Source organism: Virgifigura deserti, from assembly GCA_003576685.1.
Lineage (GTDB): Bacteria > Pseudomonadota > Alphaproteobacteria > Dongiales > Dongiaceae > Virgifigura > Virgifigura deserti.
In genome coordinates this window covers 334,059-357,551 of record QOZR01000003.1, presented here as the reverse complement: position 1 = coordinate 357,551, position 23,493 = coordinate 334,059, and the positions used below count along the sequence as shown (strand labels likewise).

Annotated in this window: 23 protein-coding genes; 10 read left to right on the top strand and 13 right to left on the bottom strand. The window is 64.7% G+C overall.

The annotated features are described in order from the left end of the window. The first annotated feature begins 15 nt into the window (after positions 1–15). From der to DT069_RS07275, 5 genes are all read left to right on the top strand, one after another. A complete protein-coding gene (der, locus tag DT069_RS07295) occupies positions 16–1,407 on the top strand; it encodes a ribosome biogenesis GTPase Der (RefSeq protein WP_119459612.1) in 1,392 nt (463 codons plus the stop codon). Between the two features lie 274 nt (positions 1,408–1,681). Further along, on the top strand, positions 1,682–3,010 hold the full coding sequence (locus DT069_RS07290; protein ID WP_162913031.1) for an arylsulfotransferase family protein: 1,329 nt from the start codon (positions 1,682–1,684) through the stop codon (positions 3,008–3,010). 44 nt (positions 3,011–3,054) lie between these two features. Then, complete coding sequence (locus tag DT069_RS07285; protein WP_425450075.1) at positions 3,055–3,312, top strand: hypothetical protein; 258 nt, start codon at positions 3,055–3,057, stop codon at positions 3,310–3,312. Between the two features lie 63 nt (positions 3,313–3,375). Next, complete coding sequence (locus tag DT069_RS07280) at positions 3,376–4,125, top strand: hypothetical protein (RefSeq protein ID WP_119459610.1); 750 nt, start codon at positions 3,376–3,378, stop codon at positions 4,123–4,125. Between the two features lie 14 nt (positions 4,126–4,139). Continuing rightward, the gene (locus tag DT069_RS07275) at positions 4,140–5,279 is read left to right on the top strand and encodes a sulfotransferase family protein (protein ID WP_119459609.1); all 1,140 of its coding nucleotides are present in this window, start codon (positions 4,140–4,142) and stop codon (positions 5,277–5,279) included. Positions 5,280–5,383: 104 nt separating this feature from the next. On the opposite strand, the gene DT069_RS07265 is transcribed toward DT069_RS07275, so the two are convergent. The 13 genes from DT069_RS07265 to DT069_RS07205 form a co-directional block, all read right to left on the bottom strand. Then, the gene (locus tag DT069_RS07265) at positions 5,384–6,115 is read right to left on the bottom strand and encodes an SDR family NAD(P)-dependent oxidoreductase (RefSeq protein WP_119459608.1); all 732 of its coding nucleotides are present in this window, start codon (positions 6,113–6,115) and stop codon (positions 5,384–5,386) included. A 5-nt stretch (positions 6,116–6,120) separates the two neighbouring features. Further along, positions 6,121–7,569 (bottom strand): amidophosphoribosyltransferase, encoded by a 1,449-nt coding sequence (purF, locus tag DT069_RS07260; RefSeq protein WP_119459607.1) that lies wholly within the window; start codon positions 7,567–7,569, stop codon positions 6,121–6,123. Between the two features lie 73 nt (positions 7,570–7,642). Then, positions 7,643–8,344 carry a CvpA family protein gene (locus DT069_RS07255; RefSeq protein ID WP_119459606.1) on the bottom strand — a complete coding sequence of 234 codons (702 nt, stop codon included), beginning with the start codon at positions 8,342–8,344 and terminating at the stop codon, positions 7,643–7,645. A 25-nt stretch (positions 8,345–8,369) separates the two neighbouring features. After that, positions 8,370–9,866, bottom strand: coding sequence for a DNA repair protein RadA (radA, locus tag DT069_RS07250; RefSeq protein WP_119459605.1), 1,497 nt, complete (start codon positions 9,864–9,866; stop codon positions 8,370–8,372). 80 nt (positions 9,867–9,946) lie between these two features. Further along, a complete protein-coding gene (locus DT069_RS07245) occupies positions 9,947–10,741 on the bottom strand; it encodes an ABC transporter ATP-binding protein (RefSeq protein WP_119459604.1) in 795 nt (264 codons plus the stop codon). Then, positions 10,738–11,514 carry an MlaE family ABC transporter permease gene (locus tag DT069_RS07240; protein ID WP_119459603.1) on the bottom strand — a complete coding sequence of 259 codons (777 nt, stop codon included), beginning with the start codon at positions 11,512–11,514 and terminating at the stop codon, positions 10,738–10,740. Before DT069_RS07240 ends, DT069_RS07245 begins: the two co-directional genes overlap by 4 nt. Before the next feature lie 3 nt (positions 11,515–11,517). Next, positions 11,518–12,723, bottom strand: coding sequence for an alanine racemase (gene alr / locus DT069_RS07235; RefSeq protein WP_119459602.1), 1,206 nt, complete (start codon positions 12,721–12,723; stop codon positions 11,518–11,520). Then, positions 12,710–14,221, bottom strand: coding sequence for a replicative DNA helicase (locus DT069_RS07230; protein ID WP_119459601.1), 1,512 nt, complete (start codon positions 14,219–14,221; stop codon positions 12,710–12,712). Before DT069_RS07230 ends, alr begins: the two co-directional genes overlap by 14 nt. Positions 14,222–14,308: 87 nt before the next feature. After that, entirely contained in the window at positions 14,309–15,535 is a 1,227-nt protein-coding gene (locus DT069_RS07225) for a class I SAM-dependent methyltransferase (RefSeq protein WP_119459600.1), read from the bottom strand. Between the two features lie 213 nt (positions 15,536–15,748). After that, positions 15,749–16,306 (bottom strand): 50S ribosomal protein L9, encoded by a 558-nt coding sequence (rplI, locus tag DT069_RS07220; RefSeq protein WP_119459599.1) that lies wholly within the window; start codon positions 16,304–16,306, stop codon positions 15,749–15,751. Between the two features lie 10 nt (positions 16,307–16,316). Continuing rightward, the gene (gene rpsR, locus DT069_RS07215) at positions 16,317–16,577 is read right to left on the bottom strand and encodes a 30S ribosomal protein S18 (protein ID WP_119459598.1); all 261 of its coding nucleotides are present in this window, start codon (positions 16,575–16,577) and stop codon (positions 16,317–16,319) included. Continuing rightward, positions 16,574–17,041 (bottom strand): 30S ribosomal protein S6, encoded by a 468-nt coding sequence (rpsF, locus tag DT069_RS07210; RefSeq protein WP_119459727.1) that lies wholly within the window; start codon positions 17,039–17,041, stop codon positions 16,574–16,576. Before rpsF ends, rpsR begins: the two co-directional genes overlap by 4 nt. Positions 17,042–17,273: 232 nt before the next feature. Further along, positions 17,274–18,653: a S41 family peptidase gene (locus DT069_RS07205; protein WP_425450089.1), complete on the bottom strand. Its 1,380-nt coding sequence runs from the start codon at positions 18,651–18,653 to the stop codon at positions 17,274–17,276. Between the two features lie 392 nt (positions 18,654–19,045). Here DT069_RS07205 and DT069_RS07200 point away from each other — a divergent pair, with 392 nt between their 5' ends. From DT069_RS07200 to fabF, 5 genes are all read left to right on the top strand, one after another. Continuing rightward, positions 19,046–19,531: a GNAT family N-acetyltransferase gene (locus DT069_RS07200; RefSeq protein WP_119459596.1), complete on the top strand. Its 486-nt coding sequence runs from the start codon at positions 19,046–19,048 to the stop codon at positions 19,529–19,531. A gap of 302 nt (positions 19,532–19,833) precedes the next feature. After that, positions 19,834–20,787: an ACP S-malonyltransferase gene (gene fabD, locus DT069_RS07195; RefSeq protein ID WP_119459595.1), complete on the top strand. Its 954-nt coding sequence runs from the start codon at positions 19,834–19,836 to the stop codon at positions 20,785–20,787. A 160-nt stretch (positions 20,788–20,947) separates the two neighbouring features. After that, positions 20,948–21,685, top strand: a complete 738-nt coding sequence (fabG, locus tag DT069_RS07190; RefSeq protein ID WP_119459594.1) for a 3-oxoacyl-[acyl-carrier-protein] reductase — start codon at positions 20,948–20,950, stop codon at positions 21,683–21,685. A 217-nt stretch (positions 21,686–21,902) separates the two neighbouring features. Further along, positions 21,903–22,136 carry an acyl carrier protein gene (locus tag DT069_RS07185; protein WP_119459593.1) on the top strand — a complete coding sequence of 78 codons (234 nt, stop codon included), beginning with the start codon at positions 21,903–21,905 and terminating at the stop codon, positions 22,134–22,136. A 90-nt stretch (positions 22,137–22,226) separates the two neighbouring features. Next, the gene (gene fabF, locus DT069_RS07180; protein WP_119459592.1) at positions 22,227–23,489 is read left to right on the top strand and encodes a beta-ketoacyl-ACP synthase II; all 1,263 of its coding nucleotides are present in this window, start codon (positions 22,227–22,229) and stop codon (positions 23,487–23,489) included. Positions 23,490–23,493 lie beyond the last annotated feature (4 nt).

Below are 23,493 nucleotides of genomic sequence, written 5' to 3'. Positions count from 1 at the left end.
GAGGCTGAAAGTGTTATGAGTTTTACCCTGGCGATCGTCGGCCGGCCGAATGTCGGCAAGTCGACTCTGTTCAACCGCCTGGTCGGCAAGCGGCTGGCTCTGGTCGACGATACGCCCGGCGTCACCCGCGATCGCCGCGCCGGCGAAGGCCGGATCGGCGACCTGCGGTTCACCCTGTTCGACACCGCCGGGCTGGAGGAGGCCTTCGGCGAAAGCCTCGCGGCGCGGATGCGCGCCCAGACCGAGACGGCGGTCGATGAGGCCGACCTCGTGCTGATGCTAATCGACGCCCGCGCCGGTGTGACGCCGATGGACGAGCATTTCGCCGCTTGGCTCCGGAAGAGCGGCAAGCCGGTGATCCTGGTCGCAAACAAATGCGAAGGCCAGGCCGGCGAGGCCGGCCTGCTGGAGGCATTCCAACTCGGTCTCGGCGAGCCGGTGCCGATTTCGGCGGAGCATGGCGAGGGCATGGCCAGCCTGTTCCGGGCCATCGAGCCGTCGGCCGCAGCCATGGCGCGTGATGGGGATGATCTGCCTGAAGCGGAGGAGGAGCCCGAGGGTGAGCCGGCCGACGAGGCTGAAGAACCCCGGACGCTGCAACTCGCGATCGTCGGTCGGCCGAATGTCGGCAAATCGACGCTGATCAATCAGCTGATCGGCGCGGAGCGGCTGCTGACCGGTCCGGAGGCGGGGATCACGCGCGACTCGATCGCCATCGAATGGCAGTATCGCAACCGGCCGATCCGGCTGGTCGACACCGCCGGCCTGCGCCGCCGCGCCCGCGTCGTCGAAAAGCTCGAGAAGCTGTCGACCGGCGATACGCTGCGCAGCATCCGCTTCGCGCAGGTGGTGGTGCTGGTGCTCGATTCGACGGACATGCTGGAGAAGCAGGACCTGACGATCGCCCGGATAGTGTTGGACGAGGGGCGGGCCCTGGTGATCGCCGCCAACAAGTGGGACCTAGTGGCGGACAAGACCGCCGCGATGGAGCGATTGCGGGACCGTCTGGAGCTCTCGCTTCCCCAGGCGCGCGGCCTGCCGACCGTGACCCTGTCGGCCCTGACCGGCCGGAACCTCGACCGGTTGCTCGACGCGGTGCTGGCGGCCTACGGCATCTGGACCCGGCGGGTCGCGACCGGCGAGCTGAACCGGTGGCTGGCTGAGGTCACCGAGGCGCACCCGCCGCCGCTGGTCTCCGGCCGGCGCATCAAGCTCCGCTACATGACCCAGATCAAGACCCGGCCGCCGACCTTCGCGCTGTTCGTCAGCCGGCCGGAGAAGCTGCCGGACGCCTATCTGCGCTATCTGACGAACGGCCTGCGCGACGCCTTCGACCTTCCCGGCGTGCCGCTCCGGCTTTACCTACGCAAGGGGAAGAACCCGTACGTTCCCCAAGAGCGCGGCTGACCTTTTCCGCCTGCCCGGAACCCTTCGCCTCCAGTAGGAAAATTGTGGCCGAACGCGGCCCTGTGGAACAAACGCGGCCTTGCGGATGTTCTGCAGGATCGGCGGTCGGCGCTGATCCGCCCCGCCGTTAGAGCCTGATCCGACCACATCGAACCGATGTGATCGGTGAATCAGTCTCTCGCTATATGGATCAGAGGACAATTCACCGATCAGGTTGATCCAACCTGATCGGACCGTACTCAAGCGGCGATCTGTTGAGAGAAGGTAGGCAATCGTGGCAATCGAGGCGGCCCTCAATCGGGTTTACTTCCCCCTGTTCGTCCTTTCGATCGCGTTCTTGAGCTTCGTTGCCGGCAGTCTGATCGTCCTGCACAAGACGTTCCCGTACAATTACATCAATGATGCCTACCGGGCCGGCATCGCGCTATTCGACCAGAAGAGCGGGTATCGCACCGCCCTCGTGACTGACCTGTGGGCTCGCGCGCGGACCACCGACGCGGGGGTGACGGTCTATGATCCGGCAAAGGCCTATAACGGCCTGACCCTCTATACCTCGAGCCATGCGCAGAAAGCCTTCCTGATGTCGATGGACGGCGAGGTCGTGCATGAGTGGCACCTGCCGTTCAGCACGGTCTGGAACGAGACGGCCGCGATCACCGATCCGCAGCCCGATCCCTTTATCTTCATTGAGAATGCACGCCTCTATCCGAACGGGGATCTGCTCGGCGTCTATATCGGCCTCGGCAGCACGCCCTGGGGTTACGGCCTGATCAAGATGAACAAGGATTCGGAGGTCATCTGGACCTATCTGGAGCATGTCCATCACGACCTCGATATTGGGAAGGACGGAAAAATCTACACGCTCACCCAGAGCATCGAGTCCAGTGAGATCGAGAGGGCGGCCCATATGAAGCCGCCGCGACTCGACGACTTCCTTGTCGTCCTGTCGCCCGAAGGAAAGGAACTGAAGAAGATTTCCCTCGTCGAGGCCTTCGCCAAGTCGGACTATCTGCGGCTGCTGAGCACGGTCGTCTGGTACAGCTATGCGGAGAATGGCGACTATCTCCACGCCAACTCGGTCGAGGTGATCGAGGGCGAGGATGCCGAGAGGCTGCCGTTCGCCTCGGAGGGGCAGGTCCTGCTGTCGTTCCGGGAAATCGGCACGATCGCCGTCCTCGACATCGAAAAGGAAGAGATCGTCTGGGCCCTTCGGGGACCGTGGCTCGGGCAGCACGACCCGGACATCCTGCCGAACGGCAACATGCTGCTGTTCGACAATTTCGGGCATTACGGAACGGGCGGGCTTTCGCGCGTGATCGAGTTCAATCCCGCGACCTCCGAGATTGTCTGGACCTATGCCGGTGACGAGAACCATCTCTTCGAGAGCAGAATCCGGTCGAACCAGGAGCGGCTGCCGAACGGAAACACGCTGATCACGGAATCGGACGGCGGCCGGCTCATCGAGGTGACGCCGGACCACGAGATCGTCTGGGAATTCGTGAACCCGGTGCGGGGCGGCGAGAATGACGAGATGATTCCGGTCGTCTCCTGGGGACAGCGGATCGAACCCGGCTCCCTGGATCCCGACTTTCTGGAGCAATGAGCCGGTGGGGAGCCGGTGGGACCACAAGCAGGAAGGATAATGATATGAAGAAGCAAATCGGTGCGGCCGCCATCATCCTTGGACTTGTTCTGGGCGCGGCGAACCCGGCGGCAGCCTATGTCGGGCCCGGCGCCGGCCTCAGCTTGCTGGGCGCCTTCTGGGGCCTGGTGCTCGCAATCGGCGCGGCGCTTGGCTTCGTGATCCTGTGGCCGCTGCGGCGGATGCTCAAGCGCGGCAAGGGAAAGCAGGCTCAGGCGGCGAAGGTGTCGCATGACGGATCCTCGACCTCGACGTCGTCTTGATCGGCCGCGGAGAGCCGTGACGTCGGGCGTGCCGTAAGGTCGACAAGGGAGCCGACACGGAGAATGGGCCTTCTCGATCTTCCGGCACCGCTGTTCGCTTGGCTGGACGGGGTGCTCGGTCATTTCATGCCCGCGACCGCGCGCTTGGTTGTGTGGGGCATCGCCGCCGCCATCCTGTCGATGGCGCTCTACAAGGCCTTATCCTCTCAGGAGCGCATCACCGTCACCAAGATGAAGGCCGCCGAGGCGCGACGCGCGCTCGACGCCTATGACGGCGAGTTTGCCGGAGCCTGGCCGCTGATTCGCGAGACGTTGCGGCTTGCGCTCCGGCAGATCGGCCTCGTGATCGGACCGGCCGTCGCGGCCTCGGTCCCCGTGCTCTGCCTGATCATCTGGTTGAGTACGGCCTATGGGCACAGCTTTCCGGCCCCGGGGAGCGAGCCCGATATCCGCACGGTCCCGCAGCAGCTTCAGGCTCGTTGGGTCGACGAGGGCGGCCCGTCGCAAGAGTCGGCCGCGCCGTCGCAACCGCCGCATGTCGTCGTCGCCGATGCGGCGGGGCGTATCGTCGGTGACTTCGCCCTGTCGGCCCCCGTCTCGACGCTGCACAAGCGGGTCTGGTGGAACGCGCTTCTCGGCAACCCGGCGGGCTATCTGCCTGAAGGATCCACTCTCGACCGCATCGAGATCGATTTGCCGCGCCGCGAATATGTTCCGTTCGGCCCGTCCTGGCTGCGGGGCTGGGAAACCTTGTTCTTCACCGTCCTGATCGCAGGCTCGGTGGCGATGAAGATCGGCTTCCGGATCGAGTGAAGCGATGGAGCACCATGGCAGCAGACCAGCCTTCTGACGACGCCTTCCACGTCCCGCGATGGATCGACGCCGTCGGTGGCTTCATCAGCCGGCGGAAAGGCCTCTGGGTCCGCATCGGGAATTGGGAAACGCGGCTGCTCTCCGACGAGCTCGCCGACGTCAAGGTCACACAGCCGGTCTATGTCAGCGGGCTCGCGCGGTCGGGCAGCACGATCCTCCTCGAGCTCCTGTCGGAGCATGAGGACGCCGTCACGCACCGCTACAAGGACTATCCGCCGATCTTGACGCCGTTCTTCTGGAACTGGTTCCTCGACCGCGCGCCGAAGCGCGAGAGTGCGGCGGCCGAGCGCACGCATCGCGACGGCATCATGATCACGCCCGACAGTCCCGAGGCTTTCGAGGAAGTTCTCTGGATGGCCTTCTTCCCGGACCTTCACGACCCGACCGCCAGCAGCGTCCTGGACGAGCGGACCGGCAACGCCGCCTTCGAGGCGTTCTACCGCGACCACATCCGCAAGCTCCTGCGGGTGCGCGGCGGCCGGCGCTATCTCTCGAAGGGAAACTACAACGTCACACGCCTCGAATATCTGTTGAAGCTCTTCCCCGACGCGCGTTTCGTCCTACCCGTGCGCGATCCGGCCTGGCACATCGCCTCGCTGATGAAGCAGCACGCGCTGTTCTGCGAGGGAGAGCAGCGCAATCCGCTGGCGCTTCGGCATATGCAGCGGGTAGGGCATTTCGAGTTCGGCCTCGACCGCCGCCCGATCAATGCCGGCGATGCAGCCGGTGTCACCGAGATCGCGGCTCTCTGGGCGCGGGGCGACGAGGTCGAAGGCTGGTCTCGCTACTGGAGCCATATTCACGGTTACCTCGCCGACCGTCTCGCGGCGAATCCGCGGCTGCGGGAAGCTACTCTGACGGTGCGCTTCGAGGATCTCTGCCGGTCGCCGCATGAGACGATCCGCGCCGTCCTCGATCACTGCCGGCTGCCGGCTTCCGACGCCTTCGTGGACGGGTTGGCAGCTAAGGTCCACTTCCCGACCTATTACGCGCCGCGCTTCACCCCGGCAGAGATGGAGGCAATTGCTCGCTGGACCGGGCCGACCGCCGAGCGATTCGGCTACGCGCCGGAGCGTATAACCAACGTCCGTTGAGGAAGGCGGTCGCTGTCGCCGGATACCGTCTTCTGACGCGCGACACGGCGCGCTACCGCACCTATTTTCCGACTGTCGAGCTGATCGCGCCGTAGCCGGGGCAGCTAACGAACCTGCGCGAACACCGTCTCCCCATGCTTCGTGCAGGCGGCATCGGCCAGGGCGAGGAAGGCGTCGGTGATCTGGTCGGGGTGGGGCAGGGTCTCCGGATTCTCGCCCGGATAGGCCTTGGCCCGCATGCCGGTGCGGACGCGGCCCGGATCGAGGAGATTCACCCGGACCTTGGTCTTCGCCGTCTCCGCCGCATAAATGCCGACCAGCATCTCCAGCGCCGCCTTGCTCACGGCGTAGGTGCCCCAGTAGGCGCGTGGGCCGCGTGCGGCACCGGAGGTGACGAAGATCGCCCGGCCGGCATCCGAAGCGCGCAGCAGTGGGTCGAGGCTGCGGATCAGCCGCCAGTTCGCGGTAAGATTGACGTCGAGAACCTGCTGCCACTCCTTGGGCTTGACCTGCGCGATCGGCGTCAAGGTGCCGAGCAGGCCGGCATTGCCGACTAGGATGTCCAGGTGTTTGAACCGCTCATAAAGGGCACCGCCGAGCCGGTCGATGGCGTCGAAATCGGTGAGGTCGAGCGGCACCAGCGTGGCGCTGCCGCCAAGCGCACGGACGGCATCGTCCAACTCCTCGAGCCCGGCGCTGGTCCGGGCGACCAGGACGACATGGGCCCCCTCGGCGGCGAATCGCTTGGCAACCGCGGCGCCGATCCCGCGCGAAGCGCCGGTGATGACGGCGACGCGGCCGCTCAGAACTCCAGTCCGTTCACTGACTTCGGCCATCGCGGTCAGGCCATCTCCGCGAGCAGAGAGAGTTGCGCCGGTTGCTCGTCATGCTGGTCGGTGAGCGCGGTCGGGTAGTCGCCGGTGAAGCAGGCGTCGCAATATTGCGGCCGGTCCGGATCGCGCCGGCCCTTGCCCATCGCTCGGTAGAGGCCGTCGATCGAGATGAAATCGAGGCTGTCGACGCCGATGATCTTGGCGATCTCCTCCACGTCGTGATTGGCGGCGAGCAGCTGCTCGCGCTCAGGCGTGTCGATGCCGTAGAAGCAGGAATGCATCGTCGGCGGGCTCGAGATGCGCATATGCACTTCCTTCGCGCCGGCGCTGCGCACCATCTCGACGATCTTCTTCGAGGTCGTGCCGCGGACGATGCTGTCATCGACCAGGATCACGCGCCGGTTCTCGATATAGGCCCGGTTGGTGTTGTGCTTCAGCTTCACGCCCAGATGGCGGATATGGTCGGTGGGCTCGATGAAGGTGCGCCCGACATAGTGATTGCGGATGATGCCGAGCTCGAAGGGGATGCCAGCTTCCCTCGAATAGCCGAGCGCCGCCGGCACGCCGGAGTCCGGCACCGGGATCACGACGTCGGCGGGGACGGGGCTCTCGCGCGCCAACTCGGCGCCGATCCGCTTGCGCGCCTCATAGACGCTGCTACCTTCGACGACACTGTCGGGCCGGGCGAAATAGATATATTCGAAGATGCAGAAGCGCCGCTCGGTCGTGCCGAAGGGGCGCAGGCTGTGAATGCCGGAGCCGTCGAGCACCACCAGCTCACCCGGCTCCACGTCGCGCAGGAACTCGGCGCCGATGATATCCAGCGCGCAGCTCTCCGAGGCAAGGATATGGGCGTTGCCGAGGCGGCCCAGAACCAGCGGGCGGACGCCGAGCGGGTCGCGCACCCCGACGACCATATCCTTGGCAAGCGCGACCAGGGAATAGGCACCCTCAACCTGGAGCAGGGCGTGGGTCAGCCGGTCGATAATGCTGCCACGCGTCGTTGCCATCAGGTGGGTGATGACCTCGGTATCGGTGGTCGACTGGAACAGCGAGCCGCGCTTCACAAGCTCGCGGCGCAGCGTATAGGCGTTCGTCAGATTTCCGTTGTGGCCGATCGCGAATCCGCCGAACTCCAGGTCGGCGAAGAGCGGCTGCACATTGCGCAGCGCCGTCTCGCCGGTGGTCGAATAGCGGACATGACCGATCGCCGCGTGCCCCTTCAGACGGCCGATGACCGATTCGGAGGCGAAGCTGTCGGCGACTTGGCCAAGATCGCGGTGGGCGTTGAAGTGCTGTCCATCGAAGGCGACGATGCCGGAGGCTTCCTGGCCGCGATGCTGAAGGGCGTGGAGCCCCAGCACCGTATGGGCGGCCGCCTCGTCATGGCCGAAGATCCCGAACACGCCGCACTCTTCGCGCAGGTGGTCGTCGTCGAATGGGTTGGTTGATATCATTGAGAAATTCGCGGAGTCCTGCGCTGTTGTTTCTGCCGCCGCTGCTTCCGGGGACATCCCCCGCCTCTGCGGCCTACTGGGCTCCCTGGAAGAGCCGGTCCATTTGGTTCCGCTCGTCATCCTTATACCCCGATCCCTCCTCCGGTACATCCGGATTCCGCGGTGTTTCGGTTTCTCCGAGCGCCGGCTCCGGGGCCGCGAAGTCGCTCAGGAGTTCCTCTGCCTTGGCGGCTCGCTCGATCTGCCGCTTGGTCGCATTGGCAGCGATCGCGCTGTCCTTGGCCGCCGATTCAGGCATCACAGTCTGGAGCCAGTCGGCGCCGACGACGACCAGCGGCAGGCTGCGCGCCTCGGTAATCCAGCCGGGTCGCTCATCCTCGGGTATGGCCCAGGCCATCAGCAGATAGCCGAAGCTGAGCAGAAGCGCCCCGCGTGCCACCCCGAACAAAAGGCCCAGCGACCGATCGAGCGCGCCGAAGGCGCTACCCCGGACGTTGCGTGACAGGAAATGGCTGATCGCCGAACAGATAATCAGCGTCACGAGGAAAATCGAGACCCCCGTGATGGTATCGGCGAGCAGCGTGAAGGAAATATACTCCCGCAGGAACGGCTTCGCGAGCGGCAGGCCGTAGAACGTCGCCAGCACCGCCGCCACCCAGGCGGCGACCGACAGAACCTCGCGGACGAGGCCGCGAACGAAGGCGAACAGAGCCGATATGGCGATCACCGCGATGACCAGCAGATCGGTCAGATTGATGGGCAGGTTCTCGATCATCTGCTTTGCAATGTCATGTCGGCGGTCACGAGTCGACTGCCGTTGGGGCTATCATCCGGTTATTGCCCGAGGGGCGTGAGCCGGCCGCCCGACGCGGCTGCGCGTCGCCGGCAAGCTGCTGGACGAGGTCCTGGAGATGCGCGACCTCCCGCGCTTCCAGCCCCCCATTGGCGCCAGGGGCCGTGCCGGCGCGGCGGCCGCGACGCGGCGGCATCAGGGCGGCACCGAAGCCGAGCTTCGCCGCCTCGCGGAGCCGCTGGTCGGTCTGGCTGACCGCACGCACTTCCCCGCTCAACCCGATCTCGCCGAAGACGACGAGATTGTCGGGCATCGGGATATCGCTGAGCGAAGACACCAGCGCCGCCGCCACGGCCAGATCTGCCGCAGGCTCGTTGATCCGCAGACCGCCGGCGACGTTTAGATAGATATCGTTGCCGGTCACCGCCAGGCCGCAGCGCGCCTCAAGCACGGCCAGCACCATGGCCAGCCTGGCGCTGTCCCAGCCAACCACGGCGCGGCGTGGCGTCGCCAGCGGCGAGGCGGCGAGGAGCGCCTGAATCTCGACCAGCACGGGCCGCGTTCCCTCCATGCCGGCGAATACGGTGGTGCCGCTGATATTACCGCGCCGTTCGGCAAGGAAGAGCGCCGAGGGGTTCGGCACCTCTACCAGGCCCGCATCGGTCATCTCGAAGACGCCGATCTCGTTCGCCGGGCCGAACCGGTTCTTCACCGCCCGCAGGATCCGGAACTGGTGGCCCCGCTCGCCCTCGAAATAAAGCACCGTGTCGACCATATGCTCGAGCACCCGCGGGCCGGCGATCACGCCCTCCTTGGTGACATGTCCGACAAGCAGCAGGACGAAGCCGCGCCGCTTGGCCAGCCGGATCAGCTCGCTCGCCGCGGTGCGGACCTGGGCGACCGTTCCGGGCGCGGAATCGAGCGTGTCGACATACATGGTCTGAATCGAATCGATGACCACGACGTCGGGGGCGTCCGCGTGGTCGAGGCTGGCGACGATATCGCGCACGCTGGTCGCGGCGGCGAGCTCGACCGCAGCGCCTGTGACGGCGAGCCGCTGGGCGCGCAACCGGACTTGGTCGACCGCTTCCTCGCCCGAGATATAGGCGCAGCGCACGGCCGCCGAGGCGCCACCCGGGCCGCCATCACGGCCGCCTGACGGCGCGGTGCCGAGGGCGGCGACGACCTGAAGCAGAAGCGTAGATTTCCCGATTCCCGGATCGCCGCCGATCAGCAGCGCCGAACCGCGCACCAGGCCGCCGCCCGCGACTCGATCGAACTCCGCGATTCCCGTGGCCCGCCGCGGTGCCACGCTCGTCGTGCCTTCCAGACCGACGAAGTCGAGCTTGCGACCGCCGCGCCCGCTCAAGCCCTTCGGGGCCGTCTCGCGCGGCGCCTCCTCGGTGATCGTATTCCAGGCGTTGCAGGCTTCGCAGCGGCCGCTCCACTTCGCGGAGCTGGCGCCGCAAGCCTGGCAGACATAGCGGGATAGGGCCTTGGCCACTTAGTGACTCGCTCCTGGGTATCTCACTGCGGGGCGCCTCGTTTCCGGTCGATGCGGACCCGCCCGGCCGGACTGCCGTTTCACGGGTATGCGGCCGCCATCTGGATCGGTCCTTCCGCGCGACCATGGATGAACTGGTCGACATAGGGGTTGCCGGAGTGATCGATCGCGTCGACTGCGCCGGTCCAGATAATCCGTCCATTATAGATCATGGCGACGCGATGCGCGATTCGCCGGACGCTCGCCATGTCGTGGCTGATCGACAGCGCCGTCGCGCCGAGATCCTGCACGCATTTGATGATCAGCTCGTTGATCACGTCGCTCATGATCGGGTCGAGCCCGGTCGTCGGCTCGTCGAAGAAGATGATCTCCGGCTCGGTGGCGATCGCCCGGGCAAGCGCCACCCGCTTCTGCATGCCGCCGGACAGTTCCACGGGATAGAGTTCGGCCACCTCCGCGCCAAGGCCGACGGCGGCGAGCTTGCCGAGCGCGATCGCCTTGGCCTCGTCGCGCGGCATGTGCCGCCCCTCGATCAGCCCGAAGGCGACGTTCATCCAAACTGGCAGGCTGTCGAAGAGCGCGGCGCCCTGGAACAGCATGCCGAACTTGCGCATCACGCGCCGGCGTTCGCTGCCGTTCATGCCGACGACTTCCTCGCCATCCACCTTGATGCTGCCGCGGTCCGGCTGCAGGAGGCCCAGGATGCATTTGAGCATCACTGACTTGCCGGTCCCGGACCCGCCGATCACCACAACGGATTCCCCGGCGGCGACGTCGAGATCGACGCCGTCCAGGACCTTCTTCGGGCCGAAGGACTTGTGGAGATTGCGAATCTCAATCTTGGGCCAGCCGCGGGTCTTTGCCTCAAAGTTCATCGCGCGAAAAATAGTTCCGTGATCCCGTAATTAAAGACCAGGATCAGAATGGATGCCGACACCACCGCATTGGTCGTCGCCTGGCCGACCCCCTGGGCGCCGACCTTCGAGTTATAGCCGTGATAGCAGCCCATCAGGGCGATAATGAACCCGAAGGCGGCAGCCTTGACGAGACCGGAGATGACGTCGAGCGGTTCGACGAAATCCATCGTGTTACGGAGATAGGCCTCCGGGTTGAAGCCCAGCTTGTATATGCTGACGAGATAGCCGCCGAAGACGCCGATGATGTCGGCGACGAGCACCAGCAGCGGCAGCATCGCCAGGCCGGCGATCAGTCGCGGGGCGACCAGATAGTTCATCGGGTTCGTCGACAGCGTGGTCAGCGCGTCGATCTGCTCCGTCACCCGCATGGTGCCGATCTCGGCGGCCATTGCCGCGCCGATGCGCCCAGCCACCATCAACCCGGCCAGCACGGGACCGAGCTCGCGGGTGATCGAGATGACGACCACGTTGGGAATCGCTGATTCGGCGCTGAAGCGGGCGAAACCGGTGAAGCTCTGCAGCGCCAGGACCATGCCGGTGAAAATCGCGGTCAACCCGACCACCGGCAGCGAGTAGAAGCCGATTTCGATCATCTGCCGCAGGATCAGGCGCGGGTAATAGGGCGGCCGAACACAATAGGTCACCGCCATGATCGCAAAAATGGACAGGCGCCCGGTCGTCTCCAGCCCGGAGACGAAGGCCCGCCCGATCGGCTGAAGGACCGTTTCCATCGGCTAGGCGATTGTCCGGTCGGCCGTTGTTACGGCACGGGCGGCATAGGGGGCATGGCCGGTCTCGCCGACATAGCGGCGATGATAGCGTCGGCCGAGGCTGGTCAGGATCTCATAGCCGATCGTCCCGGCCTCCCCAGCGACGGTGTCCGGCGGATTCTTCGGCCCGATCAGATCGACCAGCGCTCCCGGGTGCGCGACATCGCGAGGGACGCCAGTCACATCGACGGTGATCAGATCCATGGAAACGCGTCCCACCACAGGAGCCCGCTTTTCGCCGATATAGGCGCCGCCGCGGTTGCTGAGCGATCGAAGATACCCATCGGCATAACCGACTCCGATCGTCGCCAAGCGCGTCGGACCGGTGAAGCGATGCGCCGCACCATAGCCAACCGTCATACCAGTGTCAACGTCACGGACCTGCAGGATTCTACCTTGTAGACGAATGACTTGCGCCATCGGGTTCACGGCATCTTTGAGCGGTGCCAACCCATAGAGCGCGGCGCCGGGTCGCCCCAGATCGAAATGATAATCCTCGCCGAGGAAAATTCCGGACGAGGCCGCGAGGCTGCGTCGCACCGGCGGCGACCCAGTGCCCGGAACGATGCCGGTGCCGTGCTGGAGGCGGGCGAGCGCCGCTTCGAACGATGCGAGCTGCGGACGGTTGAGCGGGTGCTCCGGCTCGTCGGCACAGGCGAGATGACTCATCACCAAGGTCGGGCGAACGCCCTCGAGACGGTGAGGAGCCTCGCCAAGCCGGGTCACCTCGTCGGGGGGAAGGCCGAGTCGCGCCATTCCTGTGTCGATATGCAGCCCCGCCGGCCGCGGCTCTTGCGCCCGCCCGAAGGCGGCCCAGCGGTCTATCTCGTCGAGGCTGTTCAGGACCGGCTGCAGGCGATGGGCGGCGAAATCGGCGGGCGTGCCGACCGAAAGCCCGCTGAAGACATAGATATCGACATCGCCCAGCACCTGCCGGAGCGCTATTCCTTCATCCAGAGTGGCAACGAAGAACCGGCGGCATCCGGCCCGGTGCAGAACCGGCGCCACGATGGCGGCCCCCAGCCCGTAGGCATCGGCCTTGACCACCGCGGCGCATTCGATAGGGCCCAGCTTGGCCGCCAGGAGGCGGTAATTCGCGGCGATGGCAGCCAGGTCGACGGTGAGAATCGCGTTCGCGTTCTCCGGACCCGCGCTCTCAGGGGTGGTCATGGGGGAGGTGGTCGTCCCGAACCAGATCGCTGAACCGCGTCACCATCCCGTCGAAGAACAATTCGACGGTGCCGATCGGGCCGTGGCGCTGCTTGGCGATGTTGACCTCGGCCACGTTGTGGATTCGGGCGCCCTTCTCCTGATACCGATCGACCCGCTCATTGAACTTCTCGTTGCTTTCGTCGTCACGCTGCTTCGGCTCGCTGCGTTCATGATAATACTGCTCGCGGAAGACGAACATGACGACGTCGGCGTCCTGCTCGATCGATCCCGATTCGCGCAGATCGGCGAGCTGCGGCCGCTTGTCCTCGCGCTGCTCGACCGCGCGCGAGAGCTGTGACAGCGCCAGCACGGGCACGTCCAGCTCCTTCGCGATCGCCTTCAGCCCGCGCGTGATGTCCGAGATCTCCTGCACGCGGTTCTCGCTTCGCGACCCCGCCGTCGGCCGCATCAGCTGCAGATAGTCGATGACGATCATGCCGAGCCCGTGCTGCCGCTTCAGCCGGCGCGCCCGGGTTCGCAGCCCGGATACCGTCAGCGCCGGCGTGTCATCGATGAAGAAAGGGATCCGGTGGAGATCCTGTGCGGCGGCCACGAACTTCGGAAAATCATCCTCGCGCAGATCGCCCCGGCGAATCCGGTCGGACGAGATCTCGGTCCGCTCCGCGAGAATACGGGTCGCCAGCTGTTCCGACGACATTTCGAGCGAGAAGAACGCGACCTGGCCGCCTTCCTTGCCCTCGCTCTTCATGTGGGCATAGGCCGCGTTGAAGGCCATGTTCGTCGCGAGCGCCGTCTTTCCCATCGAGGGACGGCCGGCCAGGATGATCAGGTCCGACGGATGCAGGCCGCCGAGCTTCTTGTCGATGTCGGTCAGCCCGACGGTGACGCCGGTGATGTGGCTGTCACGCTTGTAGGCCGCTTCCGCGTTGGTAATCGCAGTCGCGATCGCATTCATCAGCGGTTGCAGCGTCTTTTCGGTCTGCCCGGTCTCGGCCAGTTGATAGAGCTGCTGTTCCGCCTTCTCGATCTGGTCCATCGCGCCGATGTCGAGATCGAAGGTGAAGGCGTCGTTGACGACCTCCTCGCCGAGATCGACCAGCTGACGGCGCAGATACATGTCGTGGATCGTGCGCCCGTAATCCTCGGCGTTGATGATCGTGACGACGGCGTTGGCGAGTCGCGCGAGATATTGCGCGCCGCCGACCTCGGTCAGCGCGGTGTCCTGATCGAACATGTTCTTGAGGGTGAGGACATTGGCGATCTGGCCGCGCTGAATCAGCTTCGTCGCCGCCTCGTATATGCGGCCATGAACCGCATCGGCGAAATGTTCCGGCAGCAGGAACTCGCTCACCCGGTCGAGAACGAGATTGTTGGCGAGAATGGCGCCGAGCAGGGCCTGCTCCGCCTCGTAATTGTGCGGCGGAACCCGTACGGGTGTTTCATCGCCGCCGCGCAGCGGCGTCACGATCGCAGAGCCTGAGGAGCCACGTTCCATAATTGCCATCCTAGCAGATCGGCGCCGGACGTTAGCGCCTAATTAACTGTGACTAGGATGAATGGCGGGGATAAGTAAACGTTTCCTTTACGCCGCCAACGTCGCCTTGCTTGCATGGGCGCGCTCGAAATCGGTGATGTAATCCCGAGTCAACGGCACCGCATCCTGCCGGCGCGTGAGCTGCATCTGGAAGACCATCTGGCCCAGATAACGGAACGAGATTTCGCAGCCGACCAGATAGAACTCCCACATCCGGCAGAAGCGCTCGTCATACAGCGCCTGGATCTTGCTTCGATTGGTTTCGAATCGGTGCCGCCATTCCCGCAGCGTCGCGGCGTAATGCAGCCTCAGGATCTCGACGTCGGTCACGCACAGCCCGACATCCTCGACCGCTGCCAGAACCTCCGACAGGGCGGGTGTGTATCCGCCGGGGAAGATATATTTACGCAGCCATGGATTGGTGCCGCCCGGCGGGTCCATGCGTCCGATGGCGTGCAGCAGGGCGACCCCGTCGTCCTTCAGCAGCTCCTTCAGCTTATGGAAGAACTGCCGATAGTGGGCGGTGCCGACATGTTCGAACATGCCGACCGAGACGATCCGATCGAAGCGGCCCTCCACCTTCCGATAGTCGCGCAGATGGAAGCGGACCTGGTCCGACAGCCCGGCCTCCTCCGCCCGGCGCTCCGCGACCTGATGCTGTTCGGTCGACAGCGTGACGCCGGTGACGTCGGTGCGCGCCAAACGCGCGAGAAACAGGGCGAGACCGCCCCAGCCGCTGCCGATATCGAGCACCTTCTGGCCCGGCTCCAGCAGAAGCTTGGCCGCGATATGGAGCTTCTTGTTGTCCTGCGCGGTCTCGAGACTGTCGGTCTCGGAGGTGAAATAGGCGCAGGAATACTGCCTGTCGGCATCGAGGAAGAGATCGTAAAGCGTGCCGGAGAGATCATAGTGATGGGCAACGTTGCGGCGCGCCCGGCCGAGCGGATTGAAGGTGAGGAGATGCCGGGCCCACCGGTTCACCCGCTCGCGCAGAACCTGCGCGGGGTGGGTTTCCAATGCCGCGATATTGCGACCGACGAGGTCCATCAACTCATAGAGCGTGCCGGTTTCGATCGTCAGCGTCCCGTCCATGAACGCTTCGCCGAAATAGAGCTTGGGATTGGTAAGAAGGCGATGATGCAGCGCGCGATCATGCAGCCGGATCGTAACTTCCGGCCCGTCGCCGTTCCCGAATCTGTGCGTCTTGTTGTTCGCGTCGATGACTTTGAGGGTGCCGTCGGTGACCAGACGGCGCAGCATATGGGATGCCAACATGGTTCGTTGCCACCTTTGATCTGTCTTCTCCGACCCACTCCGTCGGCGCTCTCTGGTTTCGTAAAGAAGCCGAGGAGTCTTAAGAAAACAGTAGCAAGAATGCCGAATTTGTCCATCCATCAGCGGTAAATAGGAGGGGCGGAAAGAAAAAGCCGCCGCATCCGGGTCGGATGCGGCGGCAATATCTCTCGCGAGATCGCAGGTCTGGAAAAGTTAAGTGGTCTCCTCGCCGGCGGCCGTGGCCTCGAAGACCTCTGTCGCGGCCTCTTCGTCGGCCGGCTCTTCCGCCGATGCCTGGCCTTCCGACAGTTGGGCCTCGGCCTCTTCCTCGGATTTGGCCACGTTGGCAGTGATCGAGACGATCACCTCCGGATGCAGGGCGACCCGCACCGGATGCAACCCCAGGGTCTTGATCGGCCGATCCATCAGGATTTGGCTCCGCTCGATGGTCAACCCGTTCGCGGTGACCGCGTCGGCGATGTCGCGCGCCGACACCGAGCCATAGAGCTGTCCGCCTTCGCCGGCCTGGCGAACCAGCACGACCGTCAGGTTCTCGAATCGGCTGGACAAGGCCTCCGCGTCGCGGCGCCGCTCCAGGTTCGTGGCTTCGAGCTGGGCCCGTTGCTGCTCGAATCGCGCCCGATTGCTCTCGGTCGCCCGAAGCGCCTTCTTCTGCGGCAGAAGATAGTTGCGGGCAAAGCCGGGCTTCACCTTCACGACTTCGCCCATCTGGCCGAGTTTCTCGACCCGCTGAAGCAGAATGACATCCATGGCGGGCCTCCTACTTCAACACGTAGGGAAGCAGGCCGAGGAAGCGCGCCCGCTTGATCGCCTGCGCGAGCACGCGCTGCTTCTTGGTCGACACGGCGGTGATCCGGCTCGGCACGATCTTGCCGCGTTCGGAAACGAACCGCTGCAGCAGCTTGACGTCCTTGTAATCGATCTTCGGTGCGTTGGCCCCGGAGAACGGACAGGTCTTGCGCCGCCGGAAGAATGGCCGCCGCCCTCCGGTCCGGCCGCCGCTCACGATACGGGTGGTCATGCGCCTTCTCCTTCGCTCTGCTCACCGGACTCTGCCGTCGCGGCGTTGCGGTCGCGGCGCGGCCGGTCGTCGTCCCGGCGCGGCCGGTCGTCACGATCGCGGAAGCGGCTGCCGCCCTCGCGCCCGCCTTCGCGGTCGCGGTGGCGGCTCTGCAGCATCGCGGACGGACCCTCTTCGAGTTCGTCGACCCGCACCGTCAGATAGCGGAGGATGTCCTCGTTCAGGCGCATATTGCGCTCCATCTCCAGCACCGCCGCTGCCGGTGCATCGATGTTGAATAGGGTGTAGTGGCCCTTGCGGTTCTTCTTCATCCGGAAGGCGAGATTCTTGAGGCCCCAATATTCCTTCTTGGCGACCGTCCCGCCCTGCTCGGCGATGATATTGGCAAATGTTTCGGACAAGCTCTCCGCCTGGGCGGCGGAAATGTCCTGGCGTGTGATAAACACGCTTTCATAGAGAGGCATCGACTTCAGCTCCCTTTGGCTGTTTCCGGCCCGGCGCTGGGGAGCGGCCGAACCGGTCTTCCGCATCAGCCCTCCGGGCCTAGCCGATCCGCCATATGCGGGTCGGCAAGGAGTTTTCACGAAGCCGCGCACTATACAGAAAACCGGCGGCCCTGCAAGCGCCGCGCCGCCGGCTTTCTCGGCCGCCTGGAGGACCGGCGGCCGGAGTTCAACTGGGAGCTTATCCGGGCGTTCAGACGTCGGGTTGAAGGCTGACGATGCCTATTTGGCCCGGGGCGGCGCATGGCGCGTTCCCGTTGCCATGCCGTCGGTCGGCTACGGACTGCGCCTTGACCGTGCGCCCCTCGGCCTCAATCCTGGACTCCTGCTTGAGCGGATGGGCAGGCTGTATTCCGCGGATGTCGACCTCGTGGGAGGTTTCGATCCCGCAGAGCAGGTCGATGGCCCGGGCGAGCTGCTGGTCCGTGCTCGCCGCCTCCGAGGGGTTATCCCCATCCTCGGCCTTGCTCTCGGCTTTCTCCGCTTGGGCAACCTCGATGTCCGGCGTTATGCCGGTTCCGTGAATCGAGCGGCCGGCCGGCGTGTAATAGCGTGCTGTGGTGATCCGAATCGCCCCGTCGTTCCTCAGCGACAGGGTGGATTGGACCGTTCCTTTTCCGTAGGACTGGGAGCCCAGGACGGTCGCCCGGTGGTGATCCTGGAGCGCCGCGGCGACAATCTCGGACGCCGACGCCGATCCGCCGTTGATCAGAACGACAATAGGGAGGCCATCGGCGAGGTCGCCCGGCTTCGCATCGAAATGCCTGGTGCTTCCCGGCCGCCGGCCGCGCGTCGAGACGATCGCGCCAGCGTCGAGAAATGCATCCGAAACCTGGATCGCCTGATTCAGCAGCCCGCCGGGGTTACCGCGCAGATCGAGCACATAGCCGATCAGCGAGTCGCCCAGCGCTGCCTCGATGGCGTTGACTGCCTCTTCCAGCCCCGGCTGCGTCTGTTTGTCGAACCTGTCGACCCGGATATAGCCGATTCTGCCCTCTGTGCGGTATCGGACCGGGTGCAGCTTGATGGCCTCTCGGGTCAGGAGGAACTCGAACGGCTCGGGCACGCCCTCCCGGCGGATCGTCATCGCCACCTGGGTGCCGAGCGGGCCGCGGATCTGCGCGACCGCCTCGCTGAGCTGAACATCGACCAGCGGATGGCCGTCGAGATGGGTGATGATGTCGCCCGGCAGGATCCCCGCCCGCCAGGCTGGTGCGCCTTCCGACGGCGAGACGACCTTGATCATCCCGTTCTCCTCGGCGACCCGTATGCCGAGGCCGCCGAACTCGCCGCGCAGCCGGGTCCGCGCCGCCTCAAGACGCTCGGACCCCAGATAGCGCGAATGCTTATCGAGGGACTGGACCATCCCCTCGATCGCGGCCTCGATCAGGCGCTGCTCGTCCACCGGGTCGACATAGGCCTCGCGGATCCGCCTCAGGGCCTGCTTGAACAAGTCGACGCCCGCGTCCGACCGACTCGATTCTGTGCGAGCCGGAACCGTTCGGCAGGATTTCGTGCCGCATGCCGCAACGTCGGAGACCGGCGGTTGCGCGTCGGAAGCGGTTGGAGCCAGACAGAGGAGGATCGAAAGCGCGGAAGCGAATTTATATGACGTGAGTCTCATCCCAGTCCCTTGCGGAGGAGGATGTCTCGACCTGAACGGGGCGTGATGACGCTTTGAGGATGTCGAGTTCGATATCCTGGCAGGCCGACATCGGTTTGATCTATCGCAATTGGGTGAGGGCTTAGCCTGACGTCGCCGTAGTTACCAAAGGCTTAACGAAGGTTTACAAAGATGGCCCGTGGGATCGCCAGTGACCCTTTTCGGGCGACCGGCAAATCGGCCCTGCAAATCGGCTTCTCGTGCTGAGAGTCTGTTTCGAAACTCATGATGTTCTCGCGATATGGTGAGTAAGCAGCATCACGGATGCGGCGTAAAGGGAGGCTCTGTTGGAAGCGAGTCGAATGGCAATAGCACCACAAGAAAACCTCGCAATTGCCGATCTGCGTCAGCAGCCCGAGTTCTTCGATGCGGTTGTTGATCGTGTCTGGCGGGCGTGGTGGAAGCCTTACGGTTATCCCGTCGACGATATTGCCGGACGCTTGCATGAGAGCATGAGCGCTGAGCCAATTCCATTCACATTGGTCGCACATGACGGAGCAACGTTTGTCGGCACGACCTCAGTCATTGTCTCGGATTTGTCAGAGCGCTCACGGTACTCTCCTTGGGTTGCTGCGATTTGGGTCGATCCGGAGTATCGGATGCGGGGTGTCGGAGCTGCGCTCGTGGACCGGGCAACCCAAGCAGCCTTTGTTCTAGGCATCCGTCGCACGTACCTGTGTGCCTCTCGCGAACGACGCGACTTCTACGTAAAGCGAGGCTGGACCCATATCGAAGAGGACGTCGGGGAAGACCAACTTACGGTACTGGTGAGAGACGCAGACGGGTGACTGCTGTCCTCCGGATTGTGTGCTGTCTCGCTTCCTTCTTTCGAAACGGCCCCTGACCGGATGGCGAGTCAGGGTTCTGATTCGATTTCTCCCGCGCATGTCCTGCGACTTGACAGTGGAAGACGACGCGTTATGAATGCCGCCGCTTTGTTGCGGTTTGCTGTGCAGGAGTGGTTCTATGCCAAGGAATGACATTCATCCCATTGGCTGAGTCGAATTGATTTCGTGGTCCGATCGCAACGCTTGGAATGCAAGCGTTGGCGTGAGGGGATCACCGTGAACGGGCATTGGGGGCATTTTTGATGACACGGGCGTTCGTCTTTCCGGGACAAGGTTCGCAGGCGGTCGGGATGGGGCAAGGCTTGGCCGAGGCCTTCCCGGCCGCGCGTCTTGTCTTCGAGGAGATCGACGATGCGCTTGAGCAGCGTCTGACGCGCCTGATGTTCGAGGGGCCGGAAGCCGATCTCACGCTGACCGAGAACGCCCAACCCGCCTTGATGGCGGTGAGTATGGCGGCGTTGCGCGTGCTGGAAGCGGAAGCCGGACTCCGACTCGCCGACAAGGCGGCGTTCGTCGCCGGTCACTCGCTCGGAGAGTACTCGGCGCTTGCCGCGGCCGGCACGCTGCAGCTGGCGGACGCGGCGCGTCTTCTCAAGCGGCGCGGTCAGGCGATGCAGCAGGCCGTGCCGGTGGGTGAGGGCGCGATGGCCGCGTTGCTCGGCGTCGACCTGCCGGCTGCCATGGAGATTGCCGAGGCGGCGCTCGCGGCCGGCAAGCCGGGCGAGGTCTGCGCCACGGCCAACGACAACGCGCCGGGACAGGTGGTGATCAGCGGCTCGCGCGCCGCGGTCGAGCGTGCGCTGACCCTGGCCGCCGAGCGCGGCGCCAAGCGAAGCGTGCTGCTGCCGGTCAGCGCCCCCTTCCATTGTTCGCTGATGCAGCCGGCGGCCGATGTCATGGCCGAGGCGCTTGCAACGGTTGCGCTGGCGATGCCGGCGGTGCCGCTGGTCGCCAACGTCACCGCGGCCGCCGTCTCCGATCCCGAAACCATTCGCCGCCTGCTGGTGGAACAGGTCACCGGCATGGTGCGGTGGCGCGAAAGCGTTCTTTTCATGAAGGAAAAGGGTGTAACCAGTCTCGTCGAGCTGGGCGCCGGCAAGGTCCTGACTGGCTTGACGCGCCGCATCGATCGCGAGCTCGATGCCGCTGCCGTCGGTCAGGCGGCCGACGTCGAGGCCGTTGCGAAGACCTTGTAAGTCGTAGAAGGAAACTCCCTCTCGCCCTGCGGGCATATGAGGCGTTATTAAGCCTTCGTTTAGGAAGTTTTTATATTGAGCCTTCACCGCCGCATTGCGTCGTGACGGGACCCTTCTTCGCCCAAGAGAGGAGAGGGGAGATGATGAGAGGAAGTCGCGTATGTTCGATCTGACAGGGAAGACTGCCCTCGTCACCGGTGCCTCGGGTGGCATCGGCGGCGCCATCGCCCGGGCGCTGCATACCCAGGGCGCGACGGTTGGCTTGTCGGGCACGCGACTCGAGGCGCTGCAGGCGCTTGCGAGCACGCTCGAAGGGCGGGCGCATGTTCTGCCGGGCGACCTGTCCGATGCGGCTGCGACCGAGCAGCTTTACGGCGACGCCGAAGAGGCGATGGGGCAGGTCGACATCCTGGTCAACAATGCCGGTCTCACACGCGACATGCTGGCGCTGCGGATGAAGGACGAGGACTGGCAGACGGTCCTCGACGTCAATCTCACGGCCGCCTTTCGGTTGGCGCGCGCCTGCCTGCGCGGCATGACGAAGCGTCGCTGGGGACGCATCATCGGCATTACTTCCATCGTTGGTGTCACCGGCAATCCGGGCCAGGCGAACTACGCCGCTGCCAAAGCCGGCATGATCGGCATGTCCAAGGCGCTGGCGGCCGAGGTCGCATCGCGCAGCGTGACCGTGAACTGCGTCGCTCCCGGCTTTATCGAGACGCCGATGACCGCGGCGCTCAACGAAACTCAACGCACGCGGCTGCTTGCCGCGATTCCGTCCGGCCGCCTGGGCGACAGCAAGGACGTCGCATCCAGCGTCGTTTTCCTGGCCAGCGACGAGGCCGCTTACGTGACCGGCCAGACCTTGCATGTGAATGGTGGGATGGCCATGATATAGCGCGCCGGAAAAAGGGGGCAGCGCCCATGACTTCTCGACATTGTTGTCGACCGGGCTCTCGTCAAGGGGGCGCTAGTCAAAGGGCTGCAACTATGTTAATGGACGGCGCTCTCATCGCCGGGCGGAACCGGTGGCGAATCTGCCGTAACGTCGGGGTCGGCGACGAAGCTGGACACCGTCTCCAAGAAATCCAGCAATATGTTTGAGGATCGAGACCATGAGTGATATCGCCGAGCGCGTGAAGAAAATTGTCGTTGAGCATCTGGGCGTCGACGAATCGAAGGTGACGGAAGGGGCAAGCTTCATCGATGATCTCGGGGCGGACAGTCTCGATACCGTCGAGCTCGTGATGGCCTTCGAGGAAGAGTTCGGCGTCGAGATTCCGGACGATGCCGCCGAGAAGATCCTCACGGTGAAGGACGCGATCACTTTCATCGAAGAAAACTCCTGAGCCTGCCGTCGCGGACGTCCCGGCGATGCTCCGCCGACGCCGACTTCGGAGGTGTCTTAGCTTGCCCATCGACTTTCTGATGGTCCTTTAATGCGACGTGTGGTTATCACCGGTCTTGGTCTCGTCACGCCACTCGGTTCGGGCGTGAAGACGACCTGGGATCGTCTTCTCAATGGGGAATCGGGTGTGCGCGGCGTTCAGCGCTGCGATGTGTCCGATCTGCCTTGCAAGGTCGCCGGGGAGGTCCCGCTGGGCGAGTCCGCTCACGGGCACTTCAACGCCGACGAATATGTTCCGCCCAAGGACCAGCGGAAGATGGATCCGTTCATCGTCTATGCGGTGGGCGCCGCCACCCAGGCGGTGGAGGATGCCGGCTGGACACCGGAGGACGAGGAGGAACTCGAACGCACCGGCGTCATGATCGGCTCAGGCATCGGCGGGCTTCAGGGCATCTATGAGGGATCGATCACGCTGCATGAGCGGGGTCCTCGTCGGCTGAGCCCGTTCTTCATCCCGGCCTCGCTGATCAACCTCGCCTCGGGCCATGTGTCGATCAAGTTCGGCTTCAAGGGTCCCAATCATTCGGTCGTCACAGCCTGCTCCACCGGCGCCCATGCGATCGGCGATGCGGCGCGGCTGATCGCGCTGGATGATGCCGATGTGATGGTGGCCGGCGGGGCCGAGGCGACGATCTGCCGCATCGGCATCGCCGGATTTGCGGCTGCCCGGGCGCTATCGACCGGTTTCAACGACACCCCGGAACGCGCCTCGCGTCCCTGGGACGTCGACCGCGACGGCTTCGTGATGGGTGAGGGCGCGGGCGCCGTCGTTCTCGAGGAGCTCGAGCACGCGAAGAAGCGCGGCGCGACGATCTATGGCGAGGTGATCGGCTATGGCCTGTCGGGCGACGCTTATCACATCACGGCGCCGGCGGAAGACGGCAATGGCGGCTTCCGCGCCATGCGCAACGCCCTCAAACGGGCGAATCTGAACCCCGAGGATATCGACTATATCAACGCGCACGGCACCTCGACTCCGCTCGGCGACGAGATCGAGCTGGGCGCGGTCAAGCGCGTCTTCGGCGACGCCGCCTACAAGCTGTCGATGTCGTCGACCAAATCGGCGATCGGGCATCTGCTCGGCGCCGCTGGCAGCGTTGAGGCGATCTTCTCGATCCTGGCGATCCGCGACGGCGTCGTGCCGCCGACGCTCAATCTCGATAACCCCTCGCCGAGCTGTGATCTGGATCTCGTGCCCAAGCAGGCGAAGGAACGGCGGGTGCGGGCCGCGCTGTCGAACTCCTTCGGCTTCGGCGGCACCAATGCGAGCCTGATCTTCGTCGGAGCCCCCTAACCCG